The following is a 24,404-nucleotide window of genomic DNA, read 5'->3' as shown; positions in this document are numbered from 1 at the left end:
CTATTCATATAGTTTGAATAACCTTATGTCTTAAGATTTTATCTATTAAGCTGAAATTTCATCTCAGCTAATTTCCAATCAATATCTGAATCAATATCTTGAACTGACATCTCATCCATATGGATGCATCCTGAGTTTGAATTAAATAAGCTCCTTTCACTCTCAAATGATCTACAATTTAACCAGTACCATTGCCCTGCATCATGATAGACCTTTTTCAAGTCTTGAGACCTTGCATCAAGGTATTCAGGCCAAACCATTCCAATTCCCCCATCTTCTTTGATTTTAAGCCCACGCCAAATTGGATAACTAAAATTCACAACCGGAAATACAGATACTCTTTTTTCACTGATAAGTTTATCATACCCGTCATTTAATGTTTTAGCGTTAATAAAAGGGGCTGTCGGATAAATGCAACACACATAATCGAACTCTCTCTCTACTTTCTTGTACATAGATAGTACCTCTTGAATTACATCCACTGTTGTGGCAAAATCATTAGCATTTTTATCACTCCTCTTAAATGGGACGTTAGCTCCATACTTTTGAGCTACGATGATGATCTCCTCATCATCAGTTGAAACCATTACCTCATCAAAAAGGGCAGAATTAAGGGCAGTTTCAATCGAATATGCTATTATGGGCTTACCAAGAAATGGTTTAATATTTTTTCTTGGTATACGCTTACTTCCACCTCTAGCTGGTATTATACAAAGATTAGCCATAGTAGAATTTACTGATGGAATTAATTACATATTCTAAATCTTCATCTAACAATGAGGGAAACATAGGCAAACTTAAGCACCTAGAATAGTAAGCTTCTGCATACGCCATATCTTGCTCTTTCCACCCAAATTGTTGATAATATGGCATTAGATGAACTGGTAAATAATGTATTTGGGCAAAAATATTTTTGCTTCTCAAATAATTATAAAGCCCTGTTCTGTCTTCGACCTCTATCACATAAAGATGATAGGCATGCCCTTCAACAACTCCAGACTGTCCTTTTATGAAGTCCAAATCCTTGAACGCCTCATAATACATGTTTGCAATTTCTCTTCTTCGTTTTAGGCCTTCACTTGCTCTAGAAAGTTGGCTCTTTCCGAGAGCTGCTTGAAAATCTGTTAACCGATAGTTATATCCTAGTTCTTGCATTTCCATGTACCAGCCAGGCCAATCCTCTTCTACTAACCTATCTCCATAGGCCAAAGCCTTATCGTTCACAAAAGTAGAATCATCTTTGGTGATTCCATGGGTTCTTAATTTCAACAACCTTTTGTAAAGTGCCTCATCATTGGTTGTGACCATGCCACCCTCACCCGCAGCAATGTGCTTTACGGGATGAAAAGAAAATATAGCCAGATCAGCATAGGATCCACTCCCACACGATTGCTTCTTTTCCTGACTATCATAGAAGTATCCTCCTGGAGCATGGCAGGCATCTTCAATGATCCAAAGATCGAACTCGTCTGCTAGTTTTTTAAACTCTTCCAAATCCACTGGCCTACCGCCAAAATCAACAGGAATAATTCCTTGATAGGTTCCTTTAGGCGAGGATTCCAATAAAAACCGAACTTTATTGATATCAAGCAAATAAGTTTCTGGATCAATATCAGAAAAAACAACTTCACCTCCACAATAACGAACACAATTAGCGGAAGCAGCAAAAGTGATGGGTGTTGTAATGACTTTATCTCCTGATTTAACACCTAGAGATAGCGTACATAAATGCAACGCAGCAGTACCATTTGCCACGGCAACTCCATATTTTGAACCGACGTATTCAGCAAAAGCATTCTCAAATTCTACAATCTTGGGGCCTTGAGTCAGAAAATCAGATTGCAGGGTTTCAATTACAGCATCAATATCCTCCTGTTTTATATCCTGCTTGCCGTATGGAATGATTTTGCTCATACCTCAAACGTATCATCTACATATTGTTTGATAAGATTACGCAAAGATTCAACCGTCTCCCATTCTGTGTTTTCACCTGAATTATAACGAAATCCTTCGGAAACTTTAGAAGCACTAAATGTTCTAACAAATTCTTCAATTGACCATTGATGAGTGACTGGTATGATGGTGTAATATTTTCCAAGGTCATAAGTGTAAAATGAATCCGAAGCAGTGATCATTTCTTCATGCACTTTTTCTCCTGGTCTAATTCCAACTATTGGTTTTTCACACTCAGGACCAATCGCCTCCGCAACGTCTAGAATTTTATACGACGGGATTTTAGGAACAAATAATTCTCCACCCCAAGCATTTTCCAGTGCATGCATTACCATATCTACTCCGCCCTGTAATGAGATATTAAACCGTGTCATATTAGGGTCTGTGATTGGCAATTTACCTTCAGTTTTTTTCGCCAGGAAAAATGGAATCACAGAGCCATTAGAGCCCATTACATTACCATATCGCACAACTGAAAAGCGTATAGGGTTATCTCCCTTTATATTATTAGCTGCTATGAATAATTTATCTGAAGTAAGTTTAGTGGCCCCATATAGGTTTATAGGCGCACACGCTTTGTCTGTTGACAATGCAACAACTCGTTGCACACCCGTTTCTAAGGATGCGTGAATGACATTTTCTGCACCTCCTATATTTGTTTTGATACATTCGTCGGGATTGTATTCAGCAATTGGAACGTGCTTCATTGCTGCAGCATGAATTACATAGTCAACACCCTTAAACGCTCTAACCATTCGTTCCTTATCCCTCACATCCCCAATTAAAAACCGAATCTGAGGAAATTTATCTGATGGGTACTCCTGCGCCATTTGAAATTGCTTCTGCTCATCTCTTGAGTAGATAATCAATTTTCTAATGTCAGAAAAATTATGAAGAATGTGCTTTGTTAGAGCTTTTCCTAAGGAACCAGTACCTCCTGTAATAAGAATTGTTGAGTTATTAAACATATCAATTTTTGGTAACATCTGAAATTAATCCTAAAATTGGATTTTTAAAAATTATATAAAGAGCAGAAAGAGCAGCTCCTAATAGTATTGAAATAATAAGTATATGTAGTTTCCTCATATTGCTTTTTTCAACAGGAACAATAATCGGCTCCAATACGGTAAACACCGGCATCTCCTCTTTCAGCTTAATCTTAGCCTGCTCGACTTGAGAAGCCAATCCCTTATAGACTTCAAAAGCTACGTTATATTCATTTTGTATTCTTTGTAATTCAATTTCAGCCAAGGCAGATGACACATTCCTGTTTTGATCCGTCATTTTAGCCAGCGCCAAATGTATAGTTTCAAATTCTTTTTTTGCATCTATGAAACTGGCTTGAACAAAATTTAAATTGTTCCTAGCCTTATTTATTTTGTATTCTGTCACTTCATCTGTGAGTAGGGCAACTACCTTTTCTGTAAGTGAAGCAGCTGCCAAAGGATCTGGCATTTCTACCGATATATCTATCATCCCACTTTTGCTGTCCACACTTATATTGATACGGCCTTTAAATAACTCTATTAGTTTCCAGTCTTCCTTAGAAATTCTAATAGGCTCATCTTTAGCTTGAATAATTTCATTTGTTTCAGCATCTTCAGTAAATATGGATTTAATTAAGCCAGGTAATCCTATAGTGTATTTGGCGATATAGCCGAGTAAGGTTGGTTTGTCTATTTCCTTAAAGTAATGAAATGCAGTAGTCCTGATATTTTGATTCTCAAAAGTTAAGGTGTCTTTTAAAATTTGCAATTGGAAAGGCAAACTTTTAGCAATTTCAGGATACAATTCTGGAGTCAATACACCTGCTCCTCCCATATCCAGGTTGATACCTGCCAATCCGGCCAGTCCGCTTAATCCTCCCAGGCTGCTTTTCATACCTTCCTGGCTTTCCGGCAGAAGTTTGCAGGAAGCTTCATATTCCACTTTGCTTGTAAAAGCGATAATTAAGCCTAAAATAACAAATACAGATGTGATTTTTACAATCAACCTACGCCCTGCCCAAATGGTTTTTGCCAATTCGATCAGGTCTATTTCGTCTTCTTGTACTATTCGGCCATTGGCTTTTAGCCCTTGGCCCTTGGCCTCTTGCCCTTGGCTTTTGGTAGCTTCTATTTCCGGATTTTCTTCCATTTTTTAATTTCGATCTGCGAAGGTAATGGATTACTTACCCACGCCCGGCATCTGAAGGGAGGTTTTTGATAAGTCGTCTTCTTGTATGATTTTCTTCGTTCATTTTTTAAAGGGGCAAAGCTAAGAATTTCCATGCTAAAAACAGAAATTCTTTTGATGATGATTAATTTTCTTTTTCACCATTTATATCAAGATTTCACTACAGGCCAGTAGCCACCGGTTTTTTTGCTCTCCCTTTTTTAGAATTTATTGGGTTATTAGGGCGGAATCACAGTACACTTAACTTAGCACCAGTGTCAAGTTAAGTATGTTTTATTGGCTGCATACTGTAGTGACGATATTCTGGTACGCAGGCATGGAATTCGCCCCGATCCCGTTTGTACGGGATGCCACTCAATCAAAAATATTTGTTGCTTCCTGTATCAATTTATTTTTTATTTCCCCCTCTGTGGGTTCAGGGCTGTTGCATTTAAAAATAAAACTGCCTTGCCGCACCTGTTGCGGCATCCTTTAGAATTACTGCTATCACTTAGAGACCCCAGAACAAGTCTGGGGATAGCCTGCTTTTTTAAATGCAACAGCCCTGCTCTGTGGGTGGGTTTGGGGCCAGGTATTCCACGGCTTCCTGATAATCAATGTCTTTGTGAAATGCCAATTGTTGGAGAAACATTTTCTCGGAAAACAGTTCCCCAAATATACTTTTAGCTTTTCGTGATATGTCGGTTATTGCATAGTGTCCAATCAAAAAATATAAATCCACATAGTCTTTCCATTTGGACTTGCGCCCCAGCGCATAGGCTTTCATCGCCGCAAGTGTTAATAAATCCGGCATAGTGAGGTTATTTTCCCACTTGACGGGGTGCTCTACCGGAAAGGGATACTGAAAAAAGGTAACCTTCACTTTGTTAATGTTGAAATGCATTTGATCAAAATCTTCAAAAAGGGTTGATTTGGTGTATGGGATTTCGGAAAGCCATTGTTTTATTCTCGTTTTGTTCAGTTTCGTATGGCTGAACAAATCAAAATCTATAGATCGGCGGTGTCCTAGCTGCAATCCGATGGCCGTACCCTCTACCAGATAAAAACTTCTTTTAAATTGGTTGATGGAGGGGAGCAGCTCTTGTTGCCTTGTCGATAATATCTCAGTGTGCATATTGGTCAAATAACAAGGTGAAATAATTCAGGGTCAATTCGTGGTAATTGTTTTTTCTCCGCTCACTCAATGCAATCGAATCAAAAAATACTTTTGCTGCATTTTTTATTCCCATTACCCGAAATAGTTCTTTTACATCGTCCAGGCTGCCATAGTTCAAAATAGTCTCTACCAGAAAACTGTCCGAAATATCGGCTAATTTATCCTTGGGCGTGTACCAAAAAAGACCCTGGTGTTTGGTAATGTATTCACTTCGTGTCATAGGCTGAAAATACAAAAAAGCTACAAGCCATCCAAGGCAGGAAATGTCATTCTCAGAAAATTTTCAGAAAAATGAAAGCAGTCCCTGTCATAGCTGGTCAAAATCCAATTGCTCTATCGGATCCAGGTTCCTGAATGTCTGCATGATTTTCCTTGATCTCGTATCGCTCATAGGCATCATTTCAATTTCCCTGTGAGGAATCCATAACTTCTTTGCTGTAAGGCTGGCGAAGATTTTATCAGGGAAAGTATTTGTTGTTGTCGTATGTTTAATTTTTCCCCGTCTTTTTCTACGACATCCGTTTCGATATAAAAAGTTACCTGAAAAGCCCTGGAAGGAGTAGGCAGGTGGTGTATTCATTTTTTGTGTGACTTACTTTGTAAAGTGGAGACAAACTTGCGGCGGTCCATTTCGTCTTCTCACCAATCTGGCTGCAATTCTATACCAAACATTTAACTTGTGAGCCAATAGCCGCCTGTTTTTCTACTACCTTTCCGTTCTACCAAACCTCTGTCGGTCAATTGTGAGATTTGTCGTTCTACAGTCTTCACGGAACGATCGCCCAGGATGTCCACCAGCTTTTTGGCCTGCACGCCGGGATGTTTCCGGATGGCCTCAAGCAGGGAATTTAATCCCTCATTTAATCCCTCATTTATTACTACCCCCTTACCATTAACCGGGAAAACCATTCTTAGAAAGTTTTCTGAAAAATGAAAACATTCCTTTCCATAACTTGTCAATATCCTTGGGATACCAGATCCAGGTCTCTGAAAATGCGCATGATCTCCTTGTTCCTGGGAACGGAAAACCCTTCGAAAAACTCTTGCCGGCTCAATCCTTGCGGCAGGCCACCGTAAGAGGTGATCTCCAGCCGGTCAGCGAAAAATTCAAACTTCGGGGCAATTTCCCGGGTATAATCATTGTGTACAAAGGCATTGATTATAGCTTCCCGTAATGCCACGGGGTTCCACAAGCGGGTTTCTTCACGTTCGCGGGAGATGATCCGGGTCAGGGTTCTGTTTTCCAGTTCCACTTTTTCCAGCACCTGCTTTGTGGCTTTGATTAAAGATGCATGTCCATATTCGTTGTTTTCGATCAAATCCACCCGATCCAACCCCTTATATTTGGCGGTCTTTACCGAGATTCGGTTGATGTCTGCCATCAGATATGCCACATAGTTGTAGTCACCGTCCTCATTGCGCAATTCCAGGTTGGGGGCAAACTGCTCGTTGAGTCGTTTCCCGGCAGCATCGTAGTAAATGTGGAGTTGCTCAAAGACCAGGTCCTGCCTGGGCGATCTGACCTTTCCAATGGAATGGCGGGTGCGTTTGGCAAAGAGGGTTTCGATCATCTTCACAGGCATGGGCTCGCAGGCACTACCCGTCCGTATGAAGGCTCCTTTTTCTGACATACCATATTTTTTTACATAATAGGGTTTTTCAGGGCCACTCGCTACAATAATTTTGATGACTTCAATTTCATCCCGGATTTCTATCGAAATATCGAACAGACCCATGCAAGAGGGCAGGATGTTGTTTTTCAAGCGGTCTTTGATCAACAATTGAACCGGATCGGATTCAGTAATGCCTACAACTTTTCCAAACTTATCTATTCCCAAGTAAATCACGCCCCCCTCATGGTAATTCAGAAAAGCAACGACTTCTTTCTCCAAATCATCAGTTAGTTTTTGCTTGTATTCTATGCGATTTGATTCCGGCATTATTAGGCCAACAAGTTCATATTTTTCACCAGCACAACACCCATACAGGCCATTCCCCTTCCCGACTTTCCGGTAAGAGTTTGGAGGAAGCTTCGTCTTGCACTATGGTGTCTTTTTGTTCCAAGTTTTTCTTTCTATTTTTAGATGGCAACTAACCCACCCCTGCCTGTCCGGCAGGCAGGCTAAGCAAATTGCTGCCTTGTCATCCCGACGAAGGAGGGATCTTATTGCTTATTCGAGTTAGTAAGAAAGATTTCTCCTTCGTCGAAATGACAAAAGAACTAAACTGACGGCTATAGTTCGGCAGGCAGACCCAGCCTCCTTTAAGGAAGGAAATACTATTTTGCAAATATTTTGGATTGCCACTTTTGAGATTTTAAGCGTACATTAATTTTCTTCCCTGTTAAATATTATAAGCCTTGAAAAACTTCCTGAACATCGACAATTAATCCTTGTATTGCGGCAGATTTGATTTGATCACTTGCTGTATATATCTTGTCCAATTGGTATTTATTGTTTTCCAAATGAAATACATCTATCAGTTTTTCATCAATATGAACCATCCAATATTCTTGTACCCCATGTTCCTCGTACAATTGAAATTTTTCCTTTGCGTCCTTTTGCGCAGAGGAGGGAGACAGTATTTCGACAATCATATTAGGCGCTCCAAGACAACCTGCATCATCCAGTTTGTTTTGGTCACAAATTATGCAAAGATCCGGTTGCACCACTGTAACGATATTGTCGTCTTTAATTTGGCCTTCTTTGATAAAGCGCACATCAAAAGGAGCAGTGTAAAGTTCACATTTCCGATCTTTCAAACAATTTTTAATCATTGTAGCCAACTCAATAGAAACTTTTTGATGTATTCGCCTCGGCGCTGGTGACATTTTGTACAAAATCCCCTTAATCAACTCTACCCTTTCCCTAAAATTCCAGGTGAGATAATCCGAATAAGTATATTTTTTTGTGAAGTCGATATGTTCTATAGAGTCAATCATGACATTTATATTCTGTCCTTGAGATTAGATGCATATAATAAACAAGCCAAAAAATATTCATTTTCTAAATCCGGGTAGTCATTCAACAATTCTTCTGTTGTCATTCCAGAAGCCATAAGCTCCAACATGGCATCAACAGGATATCTTAATCCTCTAATTACAGCTTTACCATGACAAATTTCTGGGTTGATAGTGATTCTATTTGTAAAATCTCCCATGATTATTTAATAAAGGCTCTTGCAAAGATAAGCATAACTATTACTTTTTGCCCAAATGGTTTTGACCAATTTGATCAATTCGATTTCATCTTCCGCAATGTTGTCTTTTTGTTCCAAGTTTTCTTCTGTTTTTCGTATGTTACAAACTCGTACATGTGTCCGACCATAGCCGTCAGGCTAAGCAAATTGTCACCTTGTCATCCCGACGAAGGAGGGATCTTATTGCTTATTCGAGTTAGTAAGAAAGATTTCTCCTTCGTCGAAATGACAAAAGAACTAAACTGACGGCTATAGTTCGGCAGGCAGACCCAGCCCTCTCTAAAGAAGGAAATACTATTTTGCAAATATTTTGGATTGTTACTTTTGAGATTTTAAGCGTACATTAATTTTCTTCCCTTGGGTTGTGGAATAGGATCGTTAAATTCCTGAGCTGTTTGAATCCACAATTCCACTGCCTGATCTATATTTTTCAAGGCTTCTTCACGAGATTTTCCATGAGCAGAGCAACCAGATAGCTCTGGAGCTTCTGCAATAAACAATTGATCTTTTTCTGACCAAAACAATATTATTTCATATTTATTCATAATACTATCTGATTAAATTATAATCCGCTAAAATAGCCCTTACCTGTTTAACTTGATAGGGTTTAACCATGTTTCCATCCTTTTGAATATTTATCATTTCAATCACACCCTCCCTTCTAAATATATGATGACTCCCTTTTATTCTTACTTCAAATCCTAAAAACGTAAGCAATGAAAGAACATCTTTAAATTTAATATTTGCGTCAGCATTTCCTGATAGGATCTGCTGTATGGTTTTGTTGTTTCTAGACATTATTTACATTTCCTTCTGTTTTGGGTAACTAACCCATCCCTACAGGTAGGCCTAATCACCCCAAGGAGGGGAATTCGATTTTTGTATTTAATTACCTAATCTATCAACCAACAAAGTAATTGTTGTCAAAGTAGTGGTAATAGCTAATATTTCCTGAATACTTAACCTGTTTCTTTCAGGCTTTCTTGGGATCACAATTTCTGAGCCCGGTTGTATATCGGGATAATCTTTGAACCATAAGAATCTTTTGGTTTTTGCTGCCTTTCCATTTGGGTAAATAACAAATGACTTTGCGATTCTGGCATGATCATTCGTTCCTCCTGAAGCATCAATGTAGTCTTTAAACGACAATTGATCTCCATATTTTATAGTTAGCGGGTACAATATCTCTCCTTTTATTCTTACTGTTTCCAACCTCTGCGGAATACTTAATACATCTCCTTCCTGAAGACGAAGGTCATATTTTGAGCCGGGGTTGGCCAGAATTTTTTCCAGGTCTATCCCTACAGTTTCAAATTGCTTGATTTCCAGCTTATCTACTAGGGTGTCCATTTCCTGAAAAGCTTTAAAGGCTTCTTTCTTTTGAGATAAGGCGGCTTTGTTGTCTGATCCAGCACCATCGTAGAACTCTGTCCTTCTGATAAGTAAAGCCCCTTTTGGATAGCCATAGGTAGTGATACCTCCGGCACGGGCAATGAGGTCAGATATTTTCTCATCCCTTATTTTCAAAGCAAAACTTCCGGGGTATTTTACCTCCCCTTCCACCTCTACAGTAATTTGTTCGGTATAACCCGGTGATTTACGAATGGTGACTATGTCAAAAGGCTCTAGTAGGAATGTAGAAGCATCATTTGAAAGTCCCATGCCTTTGCCAATGGCAAACTCAAACGCTTCGGAAACCACACTGGTAACCTGATCTACTTTGGTTGGCCTCCTTGCTACTTCAATTACCTTTTCAGAAGCGGATTCCTTTAAGCCACCGGATAGTAAAATTAAATCCTCAACGGTCATGTTGGCAATATATGGAAAGTCTCCGGGCTTGAGTACTTCCCCTTTTATAGTCAGGGTTTTGTCTTCACCAAGATCGAAAATCGAACTTACCTTTATAAGATCTTCCTTTTGCAATGGGATATCTGCAACATTTCCTTTGAGCAGGTCACTGGCGTTGAATGAAAGATTTGAAATGGTATAATCTTCATTCAATCTGATAATAAGTAATCTCTCCATAAATGCGTCACCTCTCAATCCTTCAGCAGCTGCTATGAGTTGTTTGACCGTCATGCCGTCTTTCAATTCAAATTCTCCTGGCATATTCACCGCACCTTCTATTCTTACCCTGTTGGTAAAGCGATCCAATATTTTATTGACCAAAATGTTGTCCCCATTTTTCAACTCAGTATTTCCAAATTCAGTAGCACTGACAGTTACTACTTCTTTTTCCTTTTTGCCATTTCTTTTGATCTGCAAGTTTGCCCGGTATGCATTTTCTGTAAACCCGCCAGAATAGTTCAACAAAGAACTCATGTCTTCTCCATCTACAAGCTCATAGATCGCAGGTCTTTTTACTTCTCCCTGAATGGTTACCCTGTTTTCATAAGATTTGACTAGAATAACATCCTGATCTTCCAATTTTAGGTTGCTGGTTAATTTTCCTTTAAGCAGGTATTCATATACATCAAGTTTACCAATAACCTTGTTGTTTCTAATCAACTCTATATTTCTCATGGAACCATTTTTGTCAGGCCCACCGGCATAGTATAGCGCATTGAATACAGTAGAAAAAGAAGACAATGTGTAGGTGCCGGGGTTATTTACATCGCCGATTACATTCACATTTACGCTTCTAATATTTCCTAGTGTCAATTGAAAAAAAGTGTTTGGGGATTGCCCCTGACGATCAAGCAAACCAGCATATATTTTGGATAACCTGCTTTTTACTTTAGAAGATGCTTCATCTACCGTCATGCCATTCACATAAATTGGGCCGAGATTGGTCACTTTGATTGAACCTTCCGGGCTGACTGTTAATGCGTAAGATTGCTCCGAAGCTCCCCATACATCAATAATAATTTCGTCCCCGGGCCCAATTTGGTAATTTCTTGGGGTTGGGGTATTTACACTTGGTTCGAAATTTATTTCGGTATTGTTGAATATTTCTGAGCCAAATATTTTTAGCTCCTGATCTTTTAAAAATTCTTTTAGAAGTGCACTTGAATCTACTTTAATCAGACCATCAAAAATGTCTGCAGCCAAATCTAACTGGGGAATTGATTGATTTTCTTCCCTCATCCTACTGATTCCATCAGCACTTGATTTGTCTTTGCCTGAACTGATACCTAACGAGTTGATTCGATTTCTTAACTTCTGTATCTGGGTATCTGACATGCCTCTCTGCTTGGCAAGTATCAACATCTGCTGTTCAGATAATCCGCTTGATTGGGCTTTCTTGAGATACCCGGCAATTTGGTCTTCCGACAAGTCATCCACATTTACTTTGCTCAAATCCGAGAGGGAAGAAGCATCTTGTGCATGAATAAAATTGGAAGAAAAAATTGCTATTGTAAAGACTAACAGCAGTTTTTTAATCATTCTAAAAGTTTTTTTTCGGGAAAAATTGACCCGATTTTTAAACGAGTGCAAATATAAAGTTATTTATATCTAATCGTCAATTATTTATAACAATGAAATGCGGATTGAGTAAATTTTCTTTGTTATATAACAGTGAAATGTCTTCGTTTTGTCTTAACACTTTAGCTCCTGATTCTTCCACTATTATTTGTGCTGCTGCGGTATCCCATTCCATAGTAGGGGCAAAGCGGGGATAGACATCCGCCTTTCCTTCAGCTACGATAGTAAATTTTAGGGAACTGCCCATTGAGATGGTTTGTGGTTCTATGAGAGAGTCCAAAAACTGTTGGGTATCCTCATTTAGGTGTGACCGGGAAGCGACGACTTTTAATCGTTTTTGATTTAAGGCAATTTTGTTGGAGAAAATTTGAGTGGTTGTTCCTGAGCATTCCAAATGTGATCCCAACCCTTGTGCTGCCCAATAAAGCTTTTCCGTCACTGGTACGTAAATCACTCCTGCTACAGGACGGTCTTTTTCAATAAGAGCAATGTTAACTGTGAATTCTCCGTTTCTCTTGATGAATTCTTTGGTGCCATCCAAAGGATCGACCATCCAAAAGTATTCCCAGTTTTTCCTTTCTTCATAGGGAATATCCCGGCCTTCCTCACTTAGAATTGGCAGCCCGGTTTTTTCAAGAAATGAAACAATAACATTATGGGCTCTTTTGTCAGCTTTAGTCAAAGGAGAGTCGTCTCCCTTTTTTTCTACATTAAAATCGTTACTGTTATAGACTTCTAATATGGCTTTTCCGGCTTCAATGGAGGCTTCTTTGGCGATTTCTATTAGGTGTTGATAGTCACCCGCCCCTCCAGGGAGGGGATTTTCTTTAGTTGTTTCTTTTGATTTTGTGGGCAAATTAGTTTTCAATGATCCTGAAGAGCTTTTCACATTACTGTCCCTTGAATAGCCTTCAGAAGATATTTTATCCTGTGAAGCAATTCCCCTCCCTGGAGGGGTGGGGGTGGGTCTTTGTATATTATCTTCTTTTTCCATATTATCTTCTATCCAATATTGTATTGTCCTAAGCACATTATTCATGCTCTTTTTCACTTCAAGGTCATCAAACCTGAGAAAAGAAATTCCTGATTCTTCCAGAATATGCTGCCTTTTCAGGTCAGCATTATAGGATTCTTCGTGATTATGGCTATCTCCATCAATTTCCAAAGCCAACATTAAATCCTTACAATAAAAATCAACAATGAAATTATTAATGGGCCTTTGCCTGTCAAAGTCAAAGCCCATCATTTTCTTTTGCTTCAATTGATCCCATAACAAAACCTCAGAAAGCGTCATATTTTTTCGAAGTTGTTTTGCCAATTCTTTGAGCTTGGGGTTGCATGGAATGATTTTTCTTTTTGACATAGTAATTTTTGGTTTATTACCCCCGCCTAAAACTGTATTAACCTACCCCTCCGAGGAGGAGAATTCGATCCATTTAGAAATTTGTAAATGCAATTTATTAAAGTGCAATAAAATTTCTTTCTGGGTGGGTAGTCCAAAATTGTAGTTACCCACCCCTCTCCAAGGAGGGGATTTTCTTTAGTTGTTTCTTTTGATTCTGTGGGTGAATTATCTTTCAATGAGCCTTAAATAGTTTTTTCATTACGGCCCCATAAATAGACCTCAGAAGATATTGTATCCTGTGAAGCAATTCCCCTCCTTGGAGGGGTAGGGGTGGGTTTTTTCAATATCAAATAATCATGCCAGCGGCAACTGTTTCATTCGTGCCTTCATCTACTAAAATTAAGCTTCCGGTTACTCTGTTTTTAGAGTAAGCATCTGCCAATAATGGTTTAGTTGTCCTTAGCTGCATTTTACAGATGTCGTTGGCAGATATTTCTTTATCCTCTACATTTCTATGTAGCGTACTGATATCTAACTTGTAGCTAATGTCTTTGATCATGGCTTTCACTTCTGATGTGGTATGCCTCAAAATGTACTTTGCTCGAAGCTTTGGCCCTTTAGGGTTTAACCAACAGATCATCACATCAATATCCTGAATTGCATTGGGTTTGTTATTTGTTCTCACGATCATATCACCTCGTCCAACGTCAATTTCATCATCAAGCTGAATAGTAACGGACATGGGAGCAAATGCTTCATCAATCGCTCCGTCATAAGTATCAATTGACTTGATGGTAGAGCTAAATCCAGATGGCATAACCGTTACCTCGTCACCCGCTCTAAATACACCACTGGCAATTCTACCAGCATATCCTCGAAAGTCATGGTATTTGTCGGTCTTTGGACGAATAACTGTTTGGACAGGAAAACGGCAATCGATGTGGTTGTGGTCACTTCCAATATGAATGTTCTCTAAAGTGTAGAGCAAAGTTGACCCTCCGTACCAAGGCATTTTATCACTTCTGTTCACTACATTATCTCCATTCAGAGCAGAAATAGGGATAAAACGGACATCCTTTACTTCCAGTTTTGATGCAAATGCTTCGTAATCTTCTTTAATATTTTCGAAAACCTCTTCACTGTAGTCCACTAAATCCATTTTGTTCACACAAACAATAACGTGAGGGATTTTCAATAGGGATGCAATAATAGAATGTCTTCTTGTCTGCTCAATCACACCTTTTCTGGCATCAACGAGCAGAAGGGCACAGTTAGCCGTAGAAGCACCTGTTACCATGTTTCTGGTATATTGAATATGGCCAGGGGTATCAGCTATGATGAATTTTCTCTTTGGAGTAGCAAAATATCTATAGGCCACATCAATAGTGATTCCTTGTTCTCTTTCGTCTTTTAACCCGTCCGTTAAAAGTGCTAAATCTGTATGTTCCAGGCCTTTTCTTTCACTTGACTTGGCTACTTGCTCCAGTTGATCTGCAAATATTGATTTTGAATCATATAGCAGCCTGCCTATCAAAGTACTTTTACCATCATCTACACTACCAGCTGTAGTGAAACGAAGGAGTTCCATATTGAGGTAACCTTTATTGTCGTGTTTTTCCATGTTGTTTTGCTATTAGCTATTAGCCTGTTGGCCGTTAGCTAAGTTTAATGGTTTAACTTATTTCTTAAGGAGTTCAGTTTTTTTGCCAGAACAGATAATTTATCATCTAGCATGTCGAACTCATTTTCTTTTAAAATTTGAATTCTTTTGGCCAAAAATAGTTGAGACCTAACTTCAAACAATGAGCCTATAGCAATTTCCAGAAACCTATTAAATTCCTTATCTGACGACCTGCTGGCTCCTTCAGCAATATTAGAAGATATAGAAACAGAAGCTCGTCTAATCTGAGATATCAAGCCAAATTTCTCTTCATCAGGAAAAAAATCAGATGACTTATAAATCAACTGGGCAACCTCAATTGCTAGCTCCCAAATTTCGTATTTCGTAAAATCTCTCATTGCCAAAAGCTATTGGCTTAAAGCCAACGGCTAAATCTAAAAATACCCTTGCTTCTTTCTGTCTTCCATTGAGGTCTCTGAACGCTTGTCATCCTCTCTGTTTCCTCTTTCGGTTTGTCTGGCAGAAGCTACTTCATCAACTATTTTCTCTAAAGTATCTGCATCAGACTCATCACCGCCTGTGATGGTAATATCACCTAATGTTCTGAAACGAATTTTCTTTGTTACTATTTCTTCGTCCTCTGCGATTTGGATAAACTCAGAAACAGGTAGCCAGCTATTACTTCTTCTGATCACTTGTCTCTCATGCGCAAAATATAACGATGGTAAAGCGATATTTTCAGATAAAATATATTGCCAAACATCCATCTCAGTCCAATTACTTAATGGAAAAACCCTGAAGTGTTCACCTTGATGACACCTACCATTAAATATGTTCCAAAGTTCCGGTCTCTGGTTTTTGGGATCCCACTGTCCAAATTCATCACGGTGTGAAAAAAACCTTTCTTTGGCTCTCGCCTTCTCCTCATCTCGTCTTGCTCCTCCGATACAAGCATCAAACTGATACTCTTCAATGGTATCTAAAAGTGTAACCGTCTGAATGGCATTTCTGCTGGCATTTTTGCCTTTTTCTTCTGTGGCAGCTCCATCATCAATGGATTTTTGCACAGAACCAACTATCAATTTGACTCCAAGTTCTTCCACATAGGCGTTTCTAAATTCCATGGTTTCAGGAAAGTTATGACCTGTATCCACGTGAACGAATGGAAATGGGATTTTAGAAGGGAAGAAAGCTTTTCGTGCCAGATGAGCGACACAGATCGAGTCTTTGCCTCCGGAAAAAAGTATTGCCGGATTTTCAAATTGTGCGAAAACTTCTCTTAATATATAAATCGCTTCAGCTTCAAGCTCTTTAATATGTGTAAGATTGTAATTACTCATTTATGTTAATTTTTTCTTTTACAATTTTATAAATAGCCTCTACACCATCTGATATAGATACCTTATGTGATTCCACAAGTACATCAGGGCTTACCGGCTTTTCGAAAGGAGAATCAATTCCTGTAAAATTTTTGATTTCTCCTCTTCGGGCTTTGGCATAAAGTCCTTTAACATCTCGTTTTTCACATTCTTCCAAAGGGCAATCGACAAATACCTCCAGGTAATTGTCTGATCCCACCAATTGTCTGACTTTTTCTCTTTCCTCTGCAAAAGGAGTAATAAAAGCCGTGAGTACTACTGTACCGGCATCCACAAATAATCTGGATACTTCTGCAATTCTTCGGATATTTTCTTTTCGACTGTCGTCTGAAAAATCCAAATCCTTGTTGAGGCCACTTCTGATATTGTCACCATCCAGAATGTACGTATTCAGTCCGTCCGCAAACAGCTTTTCTTCCAGGGCACTGGCCAATGTTGATTTTCCCGATCCGGACATACCAACGAACCAGATAAGCAAGGGTTTGTATCCCAGCTTTTTGATGCGATCTGCCTGAACTATGGCATGATTATGAGGAATGATATTTTCTGTCATAATGTAACGTTGTTCTTTTCTCTGTTGTCCAATCCAAGGTTGATGCGGTACCATGCTTCTTCGTGCCCGTAGTAAAATATCATTTTAAGTACGGATTCTATCAGTGCAATGTAGGTAGCCTTTTCCATGGCATTGTCATGGCTGCCAAACAGCAATAGTGCCAACCCAAAAGTAGTAGCCGAAGCAATCACACGCCAAGTAAATGCCTTGGCAATATGTCTCATTTTATGATTTAATTTTGTACTCAATTTAAACCAAATCCTCTCATGCAAATAATAAATCAGTATTTTGATAGATGTCTCCGCAACGGCCAACCATGATGCCATGGCTATCTCAGCTTTTCCGAAAAAGGCTAAGGTCAAAGTGAAAGTAGTAGCTGATGCAATCACTCTCCATGTTATACTTTTGGCAATATGCCTGACTCTGCTATCCATACAACTTCATTGACTTACTAAACAACTGATTCATATTGTTCATTTTTGAATCGAGCGGGCAAATTTGAAAAATATAATTCGAACGAACAAGGAATTTACCCTTTTTAGTCTATCGGAATAGTAGATTATTAATAAAAAGCTTAAAATGGTTCTTTTTCAACGTTTTTGGAAGAGGCCAAACTAACCCTGCTTTGTTATATTATAAACTCCACCCCTGTTTTGTGCCTGCCTGATTTTGGCAGACAGGTCTCCACAAACGGGAAGGACATTTGAGAGTGTTTGTGAGAACACCTGCCGGGCAGACATGGCAATCATTGATGTTAAAGGCAAATGCAATAAAGCAGGACTAAACGTTTAAATCATCAAATGATGTTGAGGTTTTAAAGAGGTGTGTATTCTACTACCTGAAGTGTTTCGAAACTGTCATCACAAAGGTGTAACTCAACATTGTCATCGGGAAAGACAGCTGCTTTTAGCTCAACTACAAAGGCCTTAAATGTAGGTAACCACTCTTCATTGTTGGCAATACCATCCTGAGTGACCATCCTGAATTGATATGTACCTTCTGTTTTGTCAAGTTGTACCGCTTTTTCGTCACCATCGGCAAACTCTGCATCTACCAGGTAGTTTCCAAGCTTATTGGCTGTTTCTTCTGTTACATTTTTGGTGTAATAAACTTCTGTACCATTAAACACCAGTTTGGTGCCATAGCCTTCAACGAAAAATTGAAAATATAGAAAAATGCCAAGTGTGACAACAAATACTAATCCCTTTAAAGCTTTCATAGGTTTACTTTTTTTGCAATCAAAAGTAGAAAGCCAAACCAGTAATTAAAATACCGTTAGCAGGTGAAAATGCATACCCACTGGCACTTAGTTCGTGTTTTATTTGGAGCGATTGAGCAACTTATAGATAATAAAGAGAATCAATGCAGAAAGACCGATCGTTATATAGATGTTTTCATTTCCAACCATAGCATCAGACAGCTTGGATGCTTCCAGTCCCACCCAAACGAAAAACAATGTTCGTGGCAGCATTCCGATCAAACCTCCCCAGAAAAAGTGTAACATCCTTATTCCGGAAACGGACAGCACGACATTCATGATGGCAAAGGGCAGGGCAGGTGATAGCCTGGACAAAAATGTTAACCCTAATTGATTTTGGTGGAGGTTGTTGATAATGTGTCGGGACTTTGGGTATTTGATTTGTATGAATTGTAAAAAACCTTCGTCAAGTTTCCCTGCCAAATAATAACCAATGAGTGATGCCAGTTGATAGGATATTACAATGGGAACTATGCCATCAATACCCAGGAAAAAACCACTGACCAATGCCATAAAAGTGGTAGGGGTAATCGCCAGTGCCATTGTAAACACTGATAGAGAATAAAATACTCCCCATTGCCAAAATGTAAATCCTGCAATGATAGGTTCGTTTTTTATAATCAGTAGCGTAATGGATGCAGACGACAGCAGCGGCACAACCCCCATCCAGATAACCAGAAAATAAAACCTATTGAAGTTTGTTTTGCCCATCTATAGAGAAAAAAATGGTAGAATAACAGATAGAGCAGTTTTTGAATGTTAAATGTAAAGTTGGCATTTTAATGATGAACTAAAGAAGAGAAACTTTAACGATTTCCGGTGATTACATCAACATCTAGTTGATTGCTTTTAAACAAATCAGCGTCATGAGTTACAATCTTCCAATTATTCATTCTTGACAATTCCAAATAGTAAGAATCATTAAAGTCTGATCTCCCAAATTCAGAAAATACATGATCAAGTTCAATAGCATTAAAGTTATCAGTCATTCTATGAGCTTTAGACAAGATAACTCGTAATGATTTTTTTACCTGATTTACTGTGGAAATAAATCGGTTGCTTCTTACAAAATCTCTTTTGTAGTCCGCATTGAAATTTTTTGTTTCTTCTTTCCAAAGTCTAAAATCAATTCTTAGATAAGCATTGGCGAACTCAGATGCTACTAAAGAATTAACAAAAATTGAATGATCTCCTTGAGTTAATAATTTATAAAAGGAAGAATATATACGTTGTTCTTTATCTCTGTGATTTGCAATTGGACAAAATAAATACAACCAAACATTTGTATCCAAAAAATATGTTTCACTGGATTTAGGCGAATAATCATTAATAGAAAAGACTTTAGCCATTATTCAATTGGTCATTTACGGCATTTTCAAACCCTTTTTTATCCAGAAAATACTGTTTTGCCCTATTTGTGACTATTTTAAATGTTGGCAAATCTTCTTGAGCTACATTCTCAAGACTTAGCTTTTCTTTAATCAACTCGGTTGAAAAATTACCATATAACTGCCCGATAGCTGCATTTAGAAATGCAGTTGTTATTAATTTTATGTTTTGAAAATCTAAAATTACCTGAGCATTTTTTAGTACCGCTTTTTCTACTTTAGAATATATCATATCTCCATCATCAACGGAAATAGCACCATCGCCACCAATAGCTTCAAAAATATTTATTCTTACCTGCTCCATAGTTAAAGATACAAAGTTACTCAAAATATATCATCAATACTTAAGCCTTCTTGTATATCATAATACGCTTCCTTATCATCAAGGTTAAACTCTAAGTTGATCAGTGTTCCTGGAAAAGAATTGACATATGACATAAATGATATTTCATTTCTTACCAATTCCCAATAGCCATCTGACGACACAATTTGCATTTTGCCATTGTTTATTTTTAAAAACTCCATGATTACTTTTAACCCCAGCCCTCCTGGGTGGCTTCCTTGTTTTGTAGTATGTCCCTCTGTTACTGCCCATTTAATGGCATCAACTCCGTCTATAGGTGAATTAAGATAGTCTGCCACATTTTTTTTAATTGTCCTTCCTAAATCCACTATAGTAAAGTCGAGCCTTGCGGGGGTTTTGTTTGGATAATGCTGACCACAAGAATATACATGAGTACATTTTCCATGAATAGCAGCATTGGAAAAAATCTCAAAGATACTCTCACCAATTTTTTTTCTGAGTAATCCACTTAATTTGGGAAACTCGTTCTTTTGTAATAATTCTTCATCTAAATATTTCTTGATAAGTTTCTCCTCGGTGACTTTATATTTCTGATATTTTACAGTAGTTTGATGAAAATCTATCTTCAACTGACCACCAAAATTGACAAGAAATCCATTCTTGCTAAGAATATTTTCAAGCCAACTATTCATGTTTATTAGTTCAACCGAATTAAGATCACTAATGTTACTTATTATTGTCCCTAAAACTGCACATAGATTGGCTTCAAACCATGTGTTTTGTTCAAAGTCAATAACAATATCTTCAAAAACAAATTCTTTTGTTTGATTGGCTAGGTCAATAAAAGTTTGATAACCGTGATAATCACTTTTAACTTGTCTAGGCATCTCAAATCTATACATAATTAGAATTTGTGTACTAATTAATTTAATCTCAAATCAAATATACCTTCTTTATTTACACATTGCACTTACTTATTTAACTAAAACTCTTCTTGTATTTCAAAAAATGCTTACTCACAGATTAAGGAAGGAATAGTGTTTTCACTACTCAGCTTAGGGCTGACATAGGGTACTCCTAAATTCATACCCCTGAGGATAAACAATGTAGAAACCACTACCACAAAATAAGGGACGAATCTGTATAGGCTTGCCCTTTGTTTGGCTTTAAAAAACTGTTTGGAGATGGATAGCCCTGCCATCATGGGTACTGTGCCCAAACCAAATAAAAACATATATGTCATGCCTCCTGTTGGGCTTCCTGTGGAAATGGCTGCCACAGCTGCCATATAAACGAGCCCGCATGGTAAAAACCCATTCACCAATCCAACCAAATACCTGGAGTACCATTTATTCACTGTCAAATTTGCTCCTATTGATTTTCGGATTGAGGTTAGTATTTTGTTGAAAAAAGTTGTTCCGGCTATGTTCCCTGAATACGATTTTGATCCGAAATAGATCAGGATCAACAAAACACCAGCCAGCACAGAGATTGTTTGTTGGAAGCCGACTAAAAACATGCCTTTTCCGATAAGTCCAAAAATGCCTCCAATAATCAGGTAGGAAGTAATTCTACCAAAATTGTAACTAACCTGATTCAAAAAATGTTTGCCTTTTGGCAGCACCATAGCTATCGGGCCACACATAACTGCACAGTGTACGCTTCCGAGTAATCCAAATATAAGTGCTGATAAATACATGTATTCAGTGTTTATTGAACTTTATAGACCTAAATCACAATAGATTTTTCGGTATAATAATCGTTCCCATTTGCACTCCATGAAATTTTCATTTTCCAATAGCCTTTACCCAAATTATCCTTCGAAAGAGACTGCCTTTTTTCTTTCATCACCTCTACTTTAAAGTCTTTTGTAGCATCCGAAGGTCGGAAGAAAAGAATTTCTCCTTTTTCAGGCACATCAGAAAAATCAAATTGTACTTTATCACTGTCTTTGCTGATGGTTACAGTGGCTCTTTCACTAGAGGCCAATTTCATTTTGTCTATCTGGCTTTGGTATTTTACTTCCTTGTCATAGTAATCTTCTGATACCAGAAAAATATCCTGTTTCATACTTACTACTACCATAGTAACAATGATGATTACAAATGCTATAAATGACAATACTACTTTATTTCCCCAGTTCATTATTTTGTTGTTGTAAAAGGGCCTAAAAAATTTGTCTTCATTTCGTCAAAAACCTTCCCGTTTTTATAAACTTCAATTATTATTGGTGTTTTTCTTGATGTCAAATATTCTTTAGGTAATTCGACAAAAAATGTTCCTTCTGAACTTTCAGTTGCAAGTACACTTATTCCTTCGTCTCCTACTCTTTTTATTACACCATCAGGAATGTCCTTCAATTTGATGTCCAGTGAGATGTCTTCATAAGTTTTATTTACAAATTGAATATTGTACAAATTGCTGATTCTATTATTTTCCTGTTCCTGATAGAGCATGCCGGGTACTCGAAATATAGTAACATCCACATCGCTACGACTGGCAATAAGATAGGTGAGTAGTGACAGGAGCCCTAATAAGACCAAAGAATAAGCAAGTATTCTGGCATTGAGTCTGAGTTTCTTTTTTTCTTTGATTCCGGCATAAGAATCATACCTGATAAGCCCTTTTGGCTTATCTATCTTAGTCATCACTTCATCGCATGCATCAATGCATGCTGTACAGTTGACACATTCCAGTTGTGTGCCGTGTCGAATGTCTATACCTGTAGGGCAAACATGTACACAAAGTTTGCAGTCTATGCAATCGCCTTTGTCTTCTTTTGGTTCTCCTTTTTTGAGTTTACCTCTTGGTTCTCCTCTCAGCCAATCATAAGCAACCACGATAGATTGTTTGTCTAGCAATACACCCTGAAGACGACCATAGGGGCAAACGACTGTGCATGCCTGCTCACGAAAAACACTAAATACCCAATAAAATATGCCTGTAAAAAACACCAAACCAATGAAACCCGACATGTGGGCGGTAGGAGGTTGGCTTATTATTTCTATTACCTGGTCTTTCCCGATGAGATATGCCATCAAGGTATGTGATATCAGAATGGAAATCAACACAAAGATCAATTGTTTGCTACCTTTCTTTAGGATTTTCTCTTTGTTCCAGGGAGCTTGATTCAGCTTTCTTTGCTGATTGGCATCCCCTTCTATCCAATACTCAATTTTGCGGAAGACCATTTCCATAAATAATGTCTGAGGACAAGCCCATCCGCACCATATCCGTCCGAAAACTACAGTAAAGAGAATGATAAACACAAAAAATGTGATCATTGCTATCCCAAGAATAATGAAATCCTGAGGCCAAAAAGGCATACCGAAAAGGATGAATTTTCTTTCGAAAATATTAAATAGAAACATTGGATTTCCCTTCCAGGTCAAAAAAGGACCTGTAAATAGTAATCCCAAAAGTACTATAGTGACTAGAAGCCGGGCGTTGTGAAAACTCCCCTTGGGCTTCTTAGGGTAAACCCAGATTCTTTTACCCTCTTCATCTACAGTAGAGATAGTGTCTCTAAATTCCTCATCATAAGAGTAAAAGTCTTCCATCACTTTTAGTTATTCCTCTACGTATATCTCTCCTTGTGGCTCCTTAGGGCTGGCTGTTTTAGCTCCTTTTATGGTCACAATATAACTTGCCACATCTCTAATATCTGATGGAGTCAGCTGGTTTTGCCATGAAATCATTCCTTTTTGAGGTACGCCATATTTTATGGTCTTAAAAATACTTTTGATACTTCCCCCATGAATCCAATATTCGTCTGTCAGATTGGGACCTACTCCACCTCCGCCATCTGTAGCATGACAAGCCACACATTTTCCTGCATAAATTTCTTTTCCATTGGAAATGATACCTGTTTCATCTGAAAACTCGACATTGTTTTCATCAATACTGTTTCCAGCTTCCAACTGTCTTTGCTCAGCTTGTTTTTCTGCTATCAGCAATTCTGTATTATATTCTTCTAATTGTAGAGGTAAAGCTCCCGATATATGATAGATAAATACATAAGCAACGGCAAAAACTATAGAAAGATAGAATAGATATTTCCACCACGGAGGAAGGTGATTGTCCAGTTCTTTTATGCCATCATAGTTGTGATTGAGCAACAAGGTTGCTTCTTCTTCCACTGGAACCTCAGTACCCCACAGTTTTTGCCAAAAACCGGGTTCTGGTTTGTATGCTATTCCTTGGGCTTTGGCACTGTCTTTTTTTTCATTCCCTATTACTATTCTCAGAATAGTTAAAGCATAGAATGCTACACCGAGCACGATTAGTAATACTACAAACACCATTCCCATCACAAGAATCAATATCATTTCATCTTTTGATGTTTCTTGTATGAAAGCCTGGGCATTAGCTAAAAAAGGAAGTAGAAAAGCCATAAAAAAAACAGGTTTTCTTTTGCCTATTTTGGATAGGAATATTTCAAAGATTTGATTTTTGATTCGATTCATGGTTAATTGTCATTAGTAGTTTCAGGACGTTCCAAAGGGAGGTTTTCCATCTCATTGATGTACTTTTTATCAACCTTAAAGACCCAAATTAGAAGTCCTATAAAAAACATGAAAAATATTGTAAGCGAAATAATAGGCCAAACCTCAATGTTTTGGATCCCTTCAAAATAATGCTTGAACAT

The 24,404-nt window shown here is 38.1% G+C and carries 30 protein-coding genes; all 30 read right to left on the bottom strand.

Features of this window, described 5'->3' with window-relative positions; translation table 11 throughout:
- Positions 1 to 38: 38 nt before the first annotated feature.
- Positions 39 to 725, bottom strand: coding sequence for a pseudaminic acid cytidylyltransferase (gene pseF / locus AAOP42_RS19115; protein ID WP_349530180.1), 687 nt, complete (start codon positions 723 to 725; stop codon positions 39 to 41).
- A complete protein-coding gene (pseC, locus tag AAOP42_RS19110) occupies positions 718 to 1,914 on the bottom strand; it encodes a UDP-4-amino-4,6-dideoxy-N-acetyl-beta-L-altrosamine transaminase (protein WP_349530179.1) in 1,197 nt (398 codons plus the stop codon). Before pseC ends, pseF begins: the two co-directional genes overlap by 8 nt.
- Positions 1,911 to 2,921, bottom strand: a complete 1,011-nt coding sequence (pseB, locus tag AAOP42_RS19105) for a UDP-N-acetylglucosamine 4,6-dehydratase (inverting) (RefSeq protein ID WP_349530178.1) — start codon at positions 2,919 to 2,921, stop codon at positions 1,911 to 1,913. Before pseB ends, pseC begins: the two co-directional genes overlap by 4 nt.
- Before the next feature lies 1 nt (position 2,922).
- A complete protein-coding gene (locus tag AAOP42_RS19100) occupies positions 2,923 to 4,089 on the bottom strand; it encodes a Wzz/FepE/Etk N-terminal domain-containing protein (protein WP_349530177.1) in 1,167 nt (388 codons plus the stop codon).
- Between the two features lie 568 nt (positions 4,090 to 4,657).
- The gene (locus tag AAOP42_RS19095) at positions 4,658 to 5,242 is read right to left on the bottom strand and encodes a nucleotidyl transferase AbiEii/AbiGii toxin family protein (protein WP_349530176.1); all 585 of its coding nucleotides are present in this window, start codon (positions 5,240 to 5,242) and stop codon (positions 4,658 to 4,660) included.
- The gene (locus AAOP42_RS19090; RefSeq protein ID WP_349530175.1) at positions 5,232 to 5,504 is read right to left on the bottom strand and encodes a hypothetical protein; all 273 of its coding nucleotides are present in this window, start codon (positions 5,502 to 5,504) and stop codon (positions 5,232 to 5,234) included. The genes AAOP42_RS19095 and AAOP42_RS19090 overlap by 11 nt, the downstream gene beginning before the upstream one ends.
- An 87-nt stretch (positions 5,505 to 5,591) precedes the next feature.
- Positions 5,592 to 5,864: a hypothetical protein gene (locus AAOP42_RS19085; RefSeq protein ID WP_349530174.1), complete on the bottom strand. Its 273-nt coding sequence runs from the start codon at positions 5,862 to 5,864 to the stop codon at positions 5,592 to 5,594.
- Positions 5,865 to 5,956: 92 nt separating this feature from the next.
- Positions 5,957 to 6,193 carry a helix-turn-helix domain-containing protein gene (locus AAOP42_RS19080; protein ID WP_349530173.1) on the bottom strand — a complete coding sequence of 79 codons (237 nt, stop codon included), beginning with the start codon at positions 6,191 to 6,193 and terminating at the stop codon, positions 5,957 to 5,959.
- 47 nt (positions 6,194 to 6,240) lie between these two features.
- Positions 6,241 to 7,224, bottom strand: a complete 984-nt coding sequence (locus AAOP42_RS19075) for an RNA/DNA-binding domain-containing protein (protein ID WP_349530172.1) — start codon at positions 7,222 to 7,224, stop codon at positions 6,241 to 6,243.
- Positions 7,225 to 7,634: 410 nt separating this feature from the next.
- Positions 7,635 to 8,225 carry a Uma2 family endonuclease gene (locus AAOP42_RS19070; RefSeq protein ID WP_349530171.1) on the bottom strand — a complete coding sequence of 197 codons (591 nt, stop codon included), beginning with the start codon at positions 8,223 to 8,225 and terminating at the stop codon, positions 7,635 to 7,637.
- A 5-nt stretch (positions 8,226 to 8,230) separates the two neighbouring features.
- Entirely contained in the window at positions 8,231 to 8,443 is a 213-nt protein-coding gene (locus tag AAOP42_RS19065; protein ID WP_349530170.1) for a DUF433 domain-containing protein, read from the bottom strand.
- Between the two features lie 371 nt (positions 8,444 to 8,814).
- Positions 8,815 to 9,027 carry a type II toxin-antitoxin system HicB family antitoxin gene (locus AAOP42_RS19060; protein WP_349530169.1) on the bottom strand — a complete coding sequence of 71 codons (213 nt, stop codon included), beginning with the start codon at positions 9,025 to 9,027 and terminating at the stop codon, positions 8,815 to 8,817.
- Between the two features lie 4 nt (positions 9,028 to 9,031).
- Positions 9,032 to 9,280 (bottom strand): type II toxin-antitoxin system HicA family toxin, encoded by a 249-nt coding sequence (locus AAOP42_RS19055; protein WP_349530168.1) that lies wholly within the window; start codon positions 9,278 to 9,280, stop codon positions 9,032 to 9,034.
- A gap of 87 nt (positions 9,281 to 9,367) precedes the next feature.
- Positions 9,368 to 11,869 (bottom strand): SLBB domain-containing protein, encoded by a 2,502-nt coding sequence (locus tag AAOP42_RS19050; protein WP_349530167.1) that lies wholly within the window; start codon positions 11,867 to 11,869, stop codon positions 9,368 to 9,370.
- A 76-nt stretch (positions 11,870 to 11,945) separates the two neighbouring features.
- Positions 11,946 to 13,271 carry a 3'(2'),5'-bisphosphate nucleotidase CysQ gene (gene cysQ / locus AAOP42_RS19045; RefSeq protein WP_349530166.1) on the bottom strand — a complete coding sequence of 442 codons (1,326 nt, stop codon included), beginning with the start codon at positions 13,269 to 13,271 and terminating at the stop codon, positions 11,946 to 11,948.
- A gap of 328 nt (positions 13,272 to 13,599) precedes the next feature.
- On the bottom strand, positions 13,600 to 14,874 hold the full coding sequence (locus tag AAOP42_RS19040) for a sulfate adenylyltransferase subunit 1 (RefSeq protein WP_349530165.1): 1,275 nt from the start codon (positions 14,872 to 14,874) through the stop codon (positions 13,600 to 13,602).
- 44 nt (positions 14,875 to 14,918) lie between these two features.
- The gene (locus AAOP42_RS19035; protein ID WP_349530164.1) at positions 14,919 to 15,272 is read right to left on the bottom strand and encodes a four helix bundle protein; all 354 of its coding nucleotides are present in this window, start codon (positions 15,270 to 15,272) and stop codon (positions 14,919 to 14,921) included.
- Positions 15,273 to 15,308: 36 nt separating this feature from the next.
- Positions 15,309 to 16,214: a sulfate adenylyltransferase subunit CysD gene (cysD, locus tag AAOP42_RS19030; RefSeq protein ID WP_349530163.1), complete on the bottom strand. Its 906-nt coding sequence runs from the start codon at positions 16,212 to 16,214 to the stop codon at positions 15,309 to 15,311.
- Entirely contained in the window at positions 16,207 to 16,806 is a 600-nt protein-coding gene (gene cysC / locus AAOP42_RS19025; protein ID WP_349530162.1) for an adenylyl-sulfate kinase, read from the bottom strand. The genes cysD and cysC overlap by 8 nt, the downstream gene beginning before the upstream one ends.
- Positions 16,803 to 17,240 carry a DUF2061 domain-containing protein gene (locus tag AAOP42_RS19020; RefSeq protein ID WP_349530161.1) on the bottom strand — a complete coding sequence of 146 codons (438 nt, stop codon included), beginning with the start codon at positions 17,238 to 17,240 and terminating at the stop codon, positions 16,803 to 16,805. Before AAOP42_RS19020 ends, cysC begins: the two co-directional genes overlap by 4 nt.
- 380 nt (positions 17,241 to 17,620) lie before the next feature.
- Positions 17,621 to 18,025, bottom strand: a complete 405-nt coding sequence (locus tag AAOP42_RS19015) for a hypothetical protein (RefSeq protein WP_349530160.1) — start codon at positions 18,023 to 18,025, stop codon at positions 17,621 to 17,623.
- A gap of 99 nt (positions 18,026 to 18,124) precedes the next feature.
- Positions 18,125 to 18,775, bottom strand: coding sequence for a TVP38/TMEM64 family protein (locus tag AAOP42_RS19010; protein ID WP_349530159.1), 651 nt, complete (start codon positions 18,773 to 18,775; stop codon positions 18,125 to 18,127).
- Positions 18,776 to 18,870: 95 nt separating this feature from the next.
- Positions 18,871 to 19,413, bottom strand: coding sequence for a PIN domain-containing protein (locus AAOP42_RS19005; RefSeq protein ID WP_349530158.1), 543 nt, complete (start codon positions 19,411 to 19,413; stop codon positions 18,871 to 18,873).
- The gene (locus tag AAOP42_RS19000; protein WP_349530157.1) at positions 19,406 to 19,756 is read right to left on the bottom strand and encodes an STAS-like domain-containing protein; all 351 of its coding nucleotides are present in this window, start codon (positions 19,754 to 19,756) and stop codon (positions 19,406 to 19,408) included. Before AAOP42_RS19000 ends, AAOP42_RS19005 begins: the two co-directional genes overlap by 8 nt.
- 20 nt (positions 19,757 to 19,776) lie before the next feature.
- On the bottom strand, positions 19,777 to 20,658 hold the full coding sequence (locus AAOP42_RS18995) for a hypothetical protein (protein WP_349530156.1): 882 nt from the start codon (positions 20,656 to 20,658) through the stop codon (positions 19,777 to 19,779).
- Positions 20,659 to 20,768: 110 nt separating this feature from the next.
- Entirely contained in the window at positions 20,769 to 21,455 is a 687-nt protein-coding gene (locus AAOP42_RS18990) for a sulfite exporter TauE/SafE family protein (RefSeq protein WP_349530155.1), read from the bottom strand.
- Between the two features lie 29 nt (positions 21,456 to 21,484).
- Positions 21,485 to 21,901 (bottom strand): FixH family protein, encoded by a 417-nt coding sequence (locus tag AAOP42_RS18985; RefSeq protein WP_349530154.1) that lies wholly within the window; start codon positions 21,899 to 21,901, stop codon positions 21,485 to 21,487.
- A complete protein-coding gene (ccoG, locus tag AAOP42_RS18980; protein ID WP_349530153.1) occupies positions 21,901 to 23,316 on the bottom strand; it encodes a cytochrome c oxidase accessory protein CcoG in 1,416 nt (471 codons plus the stop codon). Before ccoG ends, AAOP42_RS18985 begins: the two co-directional genes overlap by 1 nt.
- 9 nt (positions 23,317 to 23,325) lie before the next feature.
- The gene (locus tag AAOP42_RS18975; RefSeq protein ID WP_349530152.1) at positions 23,326 to 24,222 is read right to left on the bottom strand and encodes a cbb3-type cytochrome c oxidase N-terminal domain-containing protein; all 897 of its coding nucleotides are present in this window, start codon (positions 24,220 to 24,222) and stop codon (positions 23,326 to 23,328) included.
- A gap of 2 nt (positions 24,223 to 24,224) precedes the next feature.
- Positions 24,225 to 24,404 carry a cytochrome C oxidase Cbb3 gene (locus AAOP42_RS18970; protein ID WP_349530151.1) on the bottom strand — a complete coding sequence of 60 codons (180 nt, stop codon included), beginning with the start codon at positions 24,402 to 24,404 and terminating at the stop codon, positions 24,225 to 24,227.

This window comes from Reichenbachiella sp. MALMAid0571 (genome assembly GCF_040151475.1).
Classification (GTDB): domain Bacteria; phylum Bacteroidota; class Bacteroidia; order Cytophagales; family Cyclobacteriaceae; genus CAXBNB01.
The sequence above is the reverse complement of the archived record's forward strand: the minus strand, read 5'-3'. Positions and strand labels throughout refer to the sequence as shown.